At 45.1% G+C, this 11,886-nt stretch carries 10 protein-coding genes and 1 pseudogene; 4 read left to right on the forward strand and 7 right to left on the reverse strand.

Annotated elements, in window-relative coordinates; genetic code table 11:
• Positions 1-4: 4 nt before the first annotated feature.
• The 4 genes and pseudogenes from V6N89_RS21885 to rpsF form a co-directional block, all read right to left on the reverse strand.
• Positions 5-3,131: pseudogene (locus tag V6N89_RS21885) on the reverse strand (efflux RND transporter permease subunit).
• 296 nt (positions 3,132-3,427) lie between these two features.
• Positions 3,428-3,880, reverse strand: coding sequence for a 50S ribosomal protein L9 (rplI, locus tag V6N89_RS19810; protein WP_202262762.1), 453 nt, complete (start codon positions 3,878-3,880; stop codon positions 3,428-3,430).
• 26 nt (positions 3,881-3,906) lie between these two features.
• Complete coding sequence (gene rpsR, locus V6N89_RS19815; RefSeq protein WP_012519954.1) at positions 3,907-4,134, reverse strand: 30S ribosomal protein S18; 228 nt, start codon at positions 4,132-4,134, stop codon at positions 3,907-3,909.
• An 11-nt stretch (positions 4,135-4,145) separates the two neighbouring features.
• Complete coding sequence (gene rpsF, locus V6N89_RS19820; RefSeq protein ID WP_014951120.1) at positions 4,146-4,547, reverse strand: 30S ribosomal protein S6; 402 nt, start codon at positions 4,545-4,547, stop codon at positions 4,146-4,148.
• Between the two features lie 246 nt (positions 4,548-4,793).
• Here rpsF and V6N89_RS19825 point away from each other — a divergent pair, with 246 nt between their 5' ends.
• The 4 genes from V6N89_RS19825 to V6N89_RS21890 all read left to right on the forward strand — a co-directional run bounded on the left by V6N89_RS19825 (position 4,794) and on the right by V6N89_RS21890 (position 7,404).
• Positions 4,794-5,081 (forward strand): YebG family protein, encoded by a 288-nt coding sequence (locus V6N89_RS19825; RefSeq protein ID WP_014951121.1) that lies wholly within the window; start codon positions 4,794-4,796, stop codon positions 5,079-5,081.
• A gap of 265 nt (positions 5,082-5,346) precedes the next feature.
• The gene (locus tag V6N89_RS19830) at positions 5,347-6,093 is read left to right on the forward strand and encodes an ABC transporter ATP-binding protein (protein WP_338519104.1); all 747 of its coding nucleotides are present in this window, start codon (positions 5,347-5,349) and stop codon (positions 6,091-6,093) included.
• Positions 6,087-7,133 (forward strand): ABC transporter permease, encoded by a 1,047-nt coding sequence (locus tag V6N89_RS19835; RefSeq protein WP_431189742.1) that lies wholly within the window; start codon positions 6,087-6,089, stop codon positions 7,131-7,133. The genes V6N89_RS19830 and V6N89_RS19835 overlap by 7 nt, the downstream gene beginning before the upstream one ends.
• Positions 7,126-7,404, forward strand: a complete 279-nt coding sequence (locus V6N89_RS21890; RefSeq protein WP_431189743.1) for a hypothetical protein — start codon at positions 7,126-7,128, stop codon at positions 7,402-7,404. Before V6N89_RS19835 ends, V6N89_RS21890 begins: the two co-directional genes overlap by 8 nt.
• Before the next feature lie 46 nt (positions 7,405-7,450).
• Here V6N89_RS21890 and V6N89_RS19840 read toward each other — a convergent pair whose 3' ends face one another.
• From V6N89_RS19840 to V6N89_RS19850, 3 genes are all read right to left on the reverse strand, one after another.
• On the reverse strand, positions 7,451-9,034 hold the full coding sequence (locus tag V6N89_RS19840; protein WP_338519105.1) for a methyl-accepting chemotaxis protein: 1,584 nt from the start codon (positions 9,032-9,034) through the stop codon (positions 7,451-7,453).
• A gap of 154 nt (positions 9,035-9,188) precedes the next feature.
• On the reverse strand, positions 9,189-10,694 hold the full coding sequence (locus tag V6N89_RS19845; protein ID WP_338519106.1) for a sensor histidine kinase: 1,506 nt from the start codon (positions 10,692-10,694) through the stop codon (positions 9,189-9,191).
• Positions 10,695-10,740: 46 nt separating this feature from the next.
• Complete coding sequence (locus V6N89_RS19850; protein WP_338519107.1) at positions 10,741-11,820, reverse strand: methyl-accepting chemotaxis protein; 1,080 nt, start codon at positions 11,818-11,820, stop codon at positions 10,741-10,743.
• Positions 11,821-11,886 lie beyond the last annotated feature (66 nt).

Consider the following 11,886-nt stretch of genomic DNA (forward strand, 5'->3'; position numbering starts at 1 on the left):
ATCCTTATAAATGGTCACTGTGTTTGTTGAGTTTCACTGTGCTGGGCGATACTCCACCCACAGTGTCCTTAGAAGATATGTCGACAGTTTTGCTGGCTGTCATTCGCAACAATGTTGGAAGTAGTAACAAGGTAAACACGGTGCTTACCGACATCCCGCCCACTATTACTGCGGCAAGGCCGCGATAAATAACGCTGCCAGCGCCCGGCATAAGAAGCAGCGGTAACATGCCAAAAATGGACGTAAGCGTACTCATAAAAATAGGACGTAAACGAAGCTCTATCGCTTGTTCTACGGCCGCATCTCGCGATAGACCCTGCTGTTCGCCTAGACGTGTTTGATGCACGAGTAAAATAGCGTTATTAACCACTAACCCAAGCAAAATGATAAAGCCAATCATGGTTAGCAAGTCCATGGGCTGGAACATAAAGGTATTCATGATACGAATCGCAATAACCCCTCCCACGGTGGCTAGAGGAATTGAAAGTACTACCAGTACACTGTCTTTAAGCGATTTGAACAAGCCCGCCATCAACAAGAGCAATAAAACCATCGCGAATAAGAAGTTATCAGCCATCGATGAAATAGCCCCTTTTAGACTATCCGCACTTCCTCCATAATTAATGGCTCCGTCTGTGGGCATCATGGCCATGATCGCTGGCTCTACCTCGGTTTTGATCACATTCATCGCGTCTTCAAGGCTCATACCTTCTGGTGGATTGACATTCACCGTTAAAGTACGGCGCCCCTCAATACGCTGAATTCGGCTAGGCCCTACTGTGCGTTCTATATCAACCAATTCACCAAGCTGTACGACCTCACCCATAGGCGTCATGATAGGTGTTCCGCCTAAATCTTCTGGCGTATTCCACGGCTCAGAGCGAAAGATGATATTCATGCGTTTCACACCATCGAAATACTCACCCACGTACATACCGTCACCCATAGCACGTACTAGGTTACCCATGCTGCCCCGGTTCAAGCCCACTTCCATCATGCGACTATCGTTAGGGTAAAAACGCAATTCCGGTTCCGATTGTTCCAATGGCGGATTTGAACGTGCATTGGCATTTGGGAAAACTTCACGCAATTTGTCGAGGCCAGCTTGCGCTGCAATACCCAGCATATCTTGGTCTGTACCCTGCAAGTGAATAGCAATAGAACGCCCATTTCCAAATCCACCAAACAGATTGCCTTGTTGCGCAAATGCTTGAGTATCAGGCAGGTCTTTTAAAATCTCATCACGTACAATAGTTTCCAGCTCTTTGACTTTCGATTGGTCTTTTGCACGAACTCCCAAGGTGCCACCATTGGGCCACGTAATAATGTAGTAATTCTTAAGAGCAGGTTGCTTCTCACCATCCATGTATGGCTTTAAACGCTCGACTACAACGGGAATGACTTCTTCAGAGATAAAGTTCTCACTGGCCCCGGCAGGTAAACTCAGGAAAGCGTCAACCGCATCGCGTTTCACTGGAGGCAGATAATCCATCGACGGCATAAGCAGAAAGCTTCCCGTGATAGGCACGCCCATTAGCACCGCAACAAGCGTAACTCGTTTAAGCGGTGTAGAGGATACATGCATGATAGTGCGTGTTATTTTACCCCACAGCCTTTTGAGGCTATCCTCAGGCATTTCACCCTTTAGATAACGTGCTGCCACCACAGGTAAAACCGTAACAGCAACAATAAGTGACATGCATACTGCTATGGCAATAGTGAGTGCAAGATCTGCAAACAACTGCCCCTCTACGTCTTCTAGAAACATAACAGGAATGAATATGGCTACTGTGGTTGCAGTTGACGCCATCAGTGCACCAAACACCTCTTTTGTTCCCTTGTGAGCACTTTCCTCGTCACTGCCCGCATTTTTTCGGGTACGTACTATGTTTTCTAACACAACAATGGCGGCGTCTAGCACCATACCCACAGCAAAGGCTAGCCCCGCCAAAGAGATAATATTCAGTGAGCGGCTAGGTTAGCTGAAGCACGACAAAGGTACTTAATAGAGAAATAGGTATAGCTAGTGCGACAATTAAGGTCGCGCGTAGCTGTCGCATAAATAGCCACAGCACACCAATAGCGAGCAACACCCCAATAAACAAATTACTAGTAACCAACTGTACGGCGCGAAAGATAAATACTGACGCATCAAAACTTTGCACCATAACCAACTGCTGGGGTGCTAAATCGTTGCTGTTAATCTCAGCGACTTTGTCTTTAACTGCTTCCAACGTGGCTAACACGTTCGCATCGTTTTGTCTGTCGACGCGAATAGAAATGGCTGGGTTTCCGTTTTGAACACTGGCATTAGCGCCATCGGCACGGGTGATGTTAATGTCGGCGATATCATTCAACGTGATAGGGCTACCATCGCGCCACTCTAAAATCATTTCTCCCATTTGAGTAGGTTGATAGCGCCCTTCAAAGCGAAGCGTATAACGCCGACGACCCACGTCTACAAAGCCGCCAGAAATATCATTGGCGCGACCTAACTCATTAGCCACTGCACTTAAGTTAATTCCCAGTTGTGCTGCTTTGAAAGGGTCAAAAACAATTTGGAATTCTTCAACGCCACCAACGCCACTCTCCATTCTAGCTCTTGCGACACCTGGAATGGACTCTAACTGCGGCTTAATTACATCAGTAAAATAAGTAACATAGGTATTAATTTCATTAGGGTTACCGGGCAAGCGTTGTAAGAAGAAATAGGTAAGCGCGGGCGCATCGCCACCACTACCTGCAAGCATTATGTTGGGCGATAGGGCATCCCGTGGAAGGGGGGAACACGGTTCATGCGACTTATCACTTCAATAAGCGTTTTTTGCATGTCCGTACCTAAACCAAACTCAAGGTTTATCCATGCATTACCTTGGTTAGCCCATGCGCTCATCGACTCAAGCCCAGGTATACCCTGTAATACCTCTTCTTGAGGTTCAATAATCTCAGACTCTATTTCTTGCGGCGACGCCGCTCGCCACGATGTCTGAATATTAATATACGGCTAAGTCAATATCTGGGAACAATTGAACCGGAAGATTGAACAGACTGTATAGCCCAAGAAAGATCAGCAGTGTAATGCCAATACCTACCCCAGTTGCGTTTTTTATTGCTGCACGAGTGATGTCCATAACGTGGTACTTATGCTTTTTATTGTTCGATTTACTATAGGTCGCACGCATGACAGAAAAAGTTTAAAGCTGTAACAGGAAGATTTTTAGCGACCATTAACATTAAATTTAAGTGCTCCGCAAAAACCGTTATTTATCGCAGATAAGTGAACCTGAAATTTTGTTAATTTATCGTAAACGTAACTTATTCGTTACAAAAAAGGAGATGAAGCGGTTAGACGTGAAAGACGTTTTGGTATTATTAGCAGGCACAAAAAAGCCGCTCAAAAGAGCGGCTTTTTCAAATACGTCAGCGATTACGCTTCAGCAATGATGATCACTTTGATTGAAGTGATAACGTCAGAGTGAAGTTGTAAGTCGATGTCATACTCACCAGTCTCACGAAGAGTACCAGTAGGTAGTTTAACTTCTGCTTTTTGTACTTCAACGCCAGCTGCAGTGATTGCATCAGCGATGTCACGAGTACCAACAGAACCAAACAGTTTACCTTCGTCACCAGCTGGTGCTGCGATTGTAACTTCAGCAAGCTCAGCAATTTTCTCACCGCGTGCGTTAGCAGCAGCTAGTTGCTCAGCAATTTTCGCTTCAAGTTCAGCACGACGTGCTTCGAACTTTTCAACGTTGTCTTTAGTTGCAGGAACCGCTTTACCCTGTGGGAAAAGGAAGTTACGAGCGTAACCAGACTTTACAGTCACTTGGTCGCCCAGGCCGCCAAGGTTGGCGATTTTATCTAGTAGGATGATATTCATCTTAGCTAACCCTTATTTTCGCCAAATTACTTGTGTGAATCAGTGTACGGAAGCAACGCAAGGAAACGTGCGCGCTTGATCGCAGAAGACAGCTGACGCTGATATTTTGCGCTTGTACCAGTAATACGGCTAGGGACAATTTTACCGCTCTCAGTGATGTAGTTCTTAAGAGTAGCGATATCTTTGTAATCGATTTCAGTCACACCTTCTGCAGTGAAACGGCAGAACTTACGACGTCTGAAAAAACGAGCCATGGGTGATCTCCTTAAGCGTTGTCTTCAGTGGTTTCAGTTTTCTTTTCCGCGCGGTCTTGGCGAGGAGCAGAATCGTCACGACGCTCACGACGAGGCTCTTCTTTCATCATTGGAGAAGGCTCAGTCACAGCAGTCTTAGTGCGCATAACCATGTTACGTAGGATCACGTCGTTGAAACGGAAAGCATTTTCCAATTCATCAACAGCTTCTGCAGACGCTTCAGCATTGATTAGTACGTAGTGGGCTTTGTGCAGCTTTTCAATTGGGTAAGCCAGTTGACGACGGCCCCAATCTTCTAAACGATGAATCTGACCACCGTCTTGCTTTAGGATTGTGGTATAACGCTCGATCATACCAGGTACTTGTTCACTCTGATCAGGGTGAACCATAAATACGATTTCGTAATGACGCATTATAGCTCCTTACGGTTGTAGCCTCGACAGTACAGCCGACTGTATGGAGACAAGGAACGAATTGGGATGGCTGTAAGGGCGCGCATTATACGCAGCAGTTGCAAATTGCACAAGCATTAATCACCTTTAAAACGGCTTGTTACCCTTCTCTCACTAATCGAAATCAAACATTTAATTAAAATACTGTTTATTTATACAGTAAATTACTGTACAGTTTTTGTGTCTTTAATAAACAGGGGACCTACCATGGCCATTACCACACAGTATGTTGTTACGCACAAAGGGGTAGAAAAATTGGTAACTACCGACAAAAAAGAAGCCGATCAGTACGACAAAATGCTCGACGCAGCAGACAACCTTGCCGACTACATTCATGCGAAAGGCATCAAACTAGACGATAGCGTAGTAGAAGAACTAACAATTATGTTGTCTAAAAACAAAGATAAAATTAGCAAAATCTTCAAAGGCGCAACAGCAGAAAGCGTGTTAGAAGACGAAAGTGCGGAAGTGGTAAAACTTCAAGCAAACGGCTAATAAAAGCATGTTACTCGATAATAAGTCGGCAAATTGCGAGCAACAACAGCATTGACGCTATATTTGCGAAAGTGTTATTTGATAACATTACCGCGTTTGTTTGTACTGAGACATAAATAGTTAGTGTTCAAATACGAACAAGCGCTTATCTTACGCAAGCAGTCTTGCTGGCAATGGTATTAGCGATGCGATTAAATCGTGCGCTAAACTGGTTGAGCAGTAAGCTAGAGTGTAAGCGGTGTAATTAGTTACAGGTAGCAATAACGTGAGCGAAAGTGCGTCGTCAGACAGCCCATTACAACTTGCAATAGATGTGAGCGAATTAACGTTCTCATACAGCAAAACACAAAGCCCAGTGCTCGCCATTAAGAAATGGCAAGTACATAAAAGTGACCATGTGTTTTTGTCTGGTCCATCGGGTAGCGGCAAAAGTACACTACTTAATTTGCTCAGTGGCACCCTTGAACCTAGCACCGGTTCTATAGCGTTACTTGAAGAGCCCTTTTCCACACTATCACAACGCCAGCGCGATCGATTTAGATCTCGACATATCGGTGTAGTGTTTCAGCAATTCAACCTTATTCCCTACCTCACTGTAGAGCAAAACATCAAGGCGGCGGCTTATTTTGCCAAAGCTGATAAAGAAAGTGCTCAATCGCTTGGCCAACGTATTGTGCACTTGTTAGAAAAGCTCCAGCTTCCTACTTCAATTGCCCATGCAAAGGCAGACACACTTAGTATTGGACAGCAACAACGCGTAGCTATTGCTCGAGCACTAATTAACTCTCCACAGATACTAATTGTTGATGAGCCAACATCCGCACTCGATGTTGCAGCAAGAGATAGCTTTATGTCTCTACTAAAAGCAGTAGCAAAAGAAAGTACATTGATTTTTGTTAGCCACGACCCAGCAATGGCTGCGTATTTCGATAAGCATATTGATATATACACACTGCTTGATAAATCGTGTTCATCTCCTCAAAAAGAGTCACAGGGGGAAATGTCATGTTAGGCACTATTGCAATCGAAAGCTTGAAGCGCCGCAAACATACTGCACTGTTAACCTTGCTAAGTATCACTATCAGTATTTGCCTTTTGTTATCCGTAGACATCATTCGAACTCAGGTAAAAAGTAGCTTTACTCGAACGGTTTCCGGCGTTGACCTAATCGTTGGCGCGCCAAGCGGAGAACTAAATTTATTGCTTTCATCTGTGTTTAATATAGGTACACCAACTAAAGGAATAGCATGGGAGAGTGTTGCATCGCTCGCATCTAATAGGCAGGTGTCATGGACAATCCCTCTTTCGCTAGGTGATACCCACCGAGGTTTTCGCGTTGTGGGCACGAATAACGACTTCTTCGAGCACTTCAAGTATGGCGATATGCAGTCACTGCAATTTGCGCACGGAGCGAGTTTTGACCAGTCGCTCTCTACCGTTATAGGTGCAGATATTGCTGAAGATTTAGGCTATGCCGTTGGCGACAGCATTATTGTTTCACACGGGTTAGGTAATGTGTCTTTTAACAATCATGACGCTCACCCATTTGTGGTATCAGGTATTCTGGCAAAAACTGGCACTCCTGTAGACAAGGCGGTCTATGTCACGTTAGAAGGCCTTGAAGAAGCACACAGCACAGGAAGCTCTCATGGCAGTGTTCGTCGTCCAAGCGAGCATGAAGAACATGAGCATGAGCATGAGCATGAGCATGAGCATGAGCATGAAGAGCATAGCGATGTGGAAAACCACTACAACAGCCAAGCGTTTGAGCCTGAACAAGTATCTGTTGTTATGGTGGGCCTAAAGCACCGCGTGACTGCGCTTCAACTGCAATATCAAATAAATCAAAGTAAGGGCACGCCTTTAATGGCTATATTGCCAGGTATGGCACTTGCACAGCTATGGCAAATAATGGGCAATATCGAAGCTATGCTTTTAGGCTTGTCAGCATTAATTGTAGTGAGTGCACTTATCGGTCTTTCCACAATGCTTTTAGCATCGATGCGCGAGCGCTATCAAGAAATTGCTGTACTAAGAACGATAGGTGCTTAGCCCGTCTACACTGCTTTTATTAATTCAGCTTGAAGCTATGCTGATCACGCTTTCAAGTATTGCATTGAGTTTTGGCCTTGTAGCGGGATTGATTACGGCGCTTAAACCTTGGCTAAGTAGTGAGTACGGGTTGTTTATCAGTGGTGCGCTGTTCGGCCAAAGCAGTATCGTTATTGTCTCGTTGGTTCTGGCAAGCACGTACATAGTTTCGCTATTTCCCGCGATAGCTGCATATAAACGAGGCCTTCACGCAGGGCTTAATAGCAACTAATAAAAAAGGGCGAGTAGTCTCGCCCTTTCTATAGCCTATGTCTAAGCTACTCACCCACTCGCTTGTTTGTACTAAAGCGAACAATGAGCTCGTGAACCTCGCCCACGGTGCTTTTCAAATCATCACTCGCTTTTAACGACGCTTCAGAAGAACGCTGCGTTTCAGAGGCACCGTCTGCCACCTCAACCAACTGTTGATTGATATGTTCCGCCACCGTGCTTTGCTCTTCTACAGCAGACGACATCTCTACCGTTGCATCGGCAATGCCATTTACCGCGTTGTTAATTTCAAGCAGCGCACCACGTGTTTCTTCAACGATATTGCTGCCGTGCTCGGCTGAGGCCAGCCCCTCCGTTGACACACGTACCGCTCTGTCCGAACGCTCCGCAAGCTCGCTAATAATATTGTGAATTTTGTCTGTTGATTCACGGGTTTTGGACGCCAATGTGCGCACCTCATCAGCAACAACAGCAAAGCCACGTCCTTGCTCACCTGCACGCGCTGCTTCAATCGCCGCGTTTAGCGCCAATAGGTTTGTTTGTTCAGCTATGGTAGAAATAATATTGGCTGCTTCGCCGATATCACTGGTTGATTGCGCAAGTTCAGTAACCGTCTCTGATATCGATTCCACCGCCTTTCTCAACGACACAATAGCCTGCATTGCCTCTTCTGCTTTTTGATTGCCCGTAGTGACATTTTCCGCAGCTGAGCGAGCACTCTTTGCATTCGCTTCCACCCGCTCTGCGACTTCCTGAATTGCTTGACTCATTTGCGTAACAGCCGATGCTATTTGTTGCGTCGCCTGATTCTGCTGAACCACCGCTGCGCTTGTGTTTTCTGCTTGCTGATGTGTTGTGTTAGAAATGGATTCGAGGCCAGCCGATGCATCTTTAATTCGGGTCAACGCCGTGCGTGTTCTAGCAAGCTCACAGCCAAGCGCTAGCTTAGCTCTTGCAACATGCTTGGCATCGGCAAAATAGGTCTGAGCGACTACATCATTGCTATACGTTTCGGGGCTAAGGGCTAACACCCCACTCCACTCGCTACGCGATTTAATGTCTTGCGCTACAGCAGATACTACAAGTGCGCCTAACGCAATAAGTGCAGGCATTACACCGCTTGTTGCACCTAGAGCAAGCACGAGCAATATCCCTATAAGTAGCATTGGCCACACGCGGCTTACCGCCTGCATAGTTTGTGTTGTCAAAGAGATAGGTGACTTGCCACTTTGCATACGCTCATACACCGCAGTAGCTCGCGCTATTTCATCGGGAAGGGCTGGCACTCGTACTGACTCATAACCCGATATGTTACTCCCTTCATATACCGGGGTAACAAACGCCGACACCCAGTAATGGTCGCCATTTTTACGACGATTTTTGACTAACCCCAACCAACAGTTTCCCGACTCTAGTGTTTGCCACATCTCTTTAAATACTGCGGGCGGCATATCGGGGTGACGAATTAAATTGTGATTTTTGCCAATCAACTCTTCACGACTAAACCCACTTGCTTCAACAAACTCTTGATTACAATGCTTAATGACGCCCCGTCTATCCGTTGACGATATTAGCCTGTGATGTTTGGGAAACTTATATTCTTTTTGAGTAATTGGCTGGTTGTTTCTCATATGATGCTTTCTCCGTTCAGCAATGCCATATCCCGTCAGAAAACTGAACTATGTGCCTATCTAAGACTAGAACAAAAACTAGCCACGTCTAGTCAGAAAAAAAATTTGAGAAATACTACTTTTATTCAGAGATTTATAGCAAGCACTTTATACTTTAGACTAATGGAAGTTGAAGTGTTACTTCGGTACCGACCCCTTCTTCACTTTTAATGTCAATAAAGCCGCCATGCTCTTCCACAATAGTCATCGAAATTGACATACCAAGGCCAGTTCCATCACCAGGAGGTTTGGTTGTAAAAAATGGAGTAAACACTTTTTCAAGTACTACTTGGGACATACCAACACCTTCATCTTGCACAATAAGCAACGCTTTATCGCCTTTGCGTTCAACCCTAAGGTAGATGTGCTTACCCTCTTCAGTTGCATATATGGCATTGGTTAAGAAATTAACCAGAACTTGCTGAATTTGCCCAGCATTACCCATAAAAGACACATCGCCTTGTTCAGCGACTAAAGACACATGATTTTTGTATCGGTGAAGGTTACTTGTAAGCTTCATTGCAGAGTTTATGGCGTCAATAGCACTGAGTTTTACATGCTTGCCCGAACCGGGGTAAGAGAAGCTTCTCAGTGCTTTTACAATATCGATAATGCGTTCAATACCTTCAAGAGATTCGTCAAACATCTCGGCTATCTCAATGGCGCTTTCGTTTAATGAGTATCCCTTTGTACACGCATTGAATTTTTCGCTTATCTCGCCACCAGCTTCATCACAAAGTTTTCCAATCTCATCGAGTGCATGTTGATAATCACTAAAGATTTCTTTTGCTACCACCGTGTTACTTCTCACATAGCCGATGGGGTTATTGATTTCGTGAGCAATACCAGCTGCCAGTTGTCCGAGCATCGCCATTTTGTCTGCGCTAATGAGACGTTCTTCAAGCGAGTCTCTGTCTTTTTTCACCGAGCTAAGTTCATCTTGTTGAATAGAAAGCTTGCTTTTCTTGTGTTGATAGCGGGAATTAAAATTAATGTAGTGCTTTGTAGTGTCCAGCACGTACAACATTTCTTCATCAAGGTGGTCATCGTAGGTCAATAAAGCAAACCAAGCGTATTCGTCTTCGTTTACCTCATGCATAAAGTGAAGCACTCTCGCTTCCTGGTGCGTATCAGGCCTATCTACAACGTTAATGCACCAGTGCTCGTAGTTTTCCTCTAAATGAATAGGCAACTCATTTAGCAGTAACTTTGCAAGTTCAGGGTTACTCTGCCATTCACCGTCTTCCAGTAAAACTGTATCGTCATCGCCTGCTGTAAGTGCACCGTTCTTAACGATATACGCTTTACCACAGCATGCTCCAATAAACTCTACGGCAGACGCCAGTGCAGAAAAAATAAACCCTTTTCCACTTTGTGATTTAGTGAGCTGTGCCGCGGTGCGGTTGAGGTATAAAAGCTCTCGCTCGCGTTTTTTTGCATCGTTTAGTGATTTGCGCAGCGATTGGTTTGCAAGATAAGCATCTTGTGAGTAGGTATCTAGGAGAGATTCAGCGTTTTTGCGAGCTATTTTTTGGCGTTTTAGCTGTCGTTCTAACGACTTAACACGGGCCTCGAGTGAATCAATCTTCTCTTGTTCTGAAAAAGAATTCGAATCACTCACTCAAAGCCCACCTGCAATGATTTACGTAAACTGTGTCTATGCAGACCTAGCTTGCAAGCCTATCCAGTAGACCTAACACACGCTCACTTGCCTGTTCCATTTCAATCAGCTTAGCATCGGCCTGTGCGCTATCACCATTTAACTTGGCTTGCATAGCCGCCACACCACTTTTGTGAACTGCTGCATGAGGACCATCAAGCTCTCTAAAAGAGGTAGTTTGACCAATTGGCTTGCTCACGTTCTCGCTGTACCAACGGCCTAAACGGCAGCTTGTGTGATCGCCAAACTCCGATGGGGCTTTTTGGCTATACCCACACAACACAGCATATACCTCAGCTTTCCAAACAACATGATCTAACTTAACGGTCTGAATAAACGTACTAAAGGCACCATCGTTAATGGTATTTTTCATACTATCACAATGCTTAACCATGCTTTCATAGCTACCGTTAAGCTCATTAATACCTGCTTCAAGTTGCTCGTTGTTGCCGCGAAGCTCATTTACGCCAGAAACGGCTTTTGACGTTGATTGAATGATGCCATTAACCAACTCAGATACTTCTGTTGCCGACTTGTTAGTTTCAGTAGCAAGGGCACGAACTTCATCAGCAACAACGCTGAACCCGCGGCCAGCATCACCTGCGCGCGCAGCTTCGATCGCTGCGTTTAGCGCAAGTAGGTTTGTTTGGTCAGAAATACTGGTTATCGTGGTAACGAACTTATTAATGTTGTCGGCGGTTGTAGACAACCCTGAGATACGTTCGCTCATACTGCCCATTTGGACATTAAGCCCGCTCATATCGCTTACAATTTTTTTCAACGTAGCCGCAGACGTGCTGAAAATATCATTGATATCAGCCACTGATTGATTTTCGGCATCAATACGTTCGAACGTTGAAAGCACGGTTTCTCTGATACCTGCCATTTGCGAAAGCGCGTCTACTGCGCATTTCATAATTACAGAGTCGCTCTGGGTATTACTTTGCGACGCAGCCTCTACCGACGACATCAGCTCTGCATTTTCAGCCTCCAATGCCGCTACTTTGTCCATAGCCTCTTGAACACGCGCTTCTAGCTGTCGAACCTGCGCTTCTTTTTCATCATATTTACTGCGAGAAACAAACATAAATATTTACCAGTATTGTTGTCGTTATCATTTCTACATTTCAGATTAACAGACTTACCTGCATGT

The sequence above is a fragment of the Alteromonas gracilis genome (genome assembly GCF_036870955.2).
Taxonomy (GTDB): Bacteria; Pseudomonadota; Gammaproteobacteria; order Enterobacterales; family Alteromonadaceae; genus Alteromonas; species Alteromonas gracilis_A.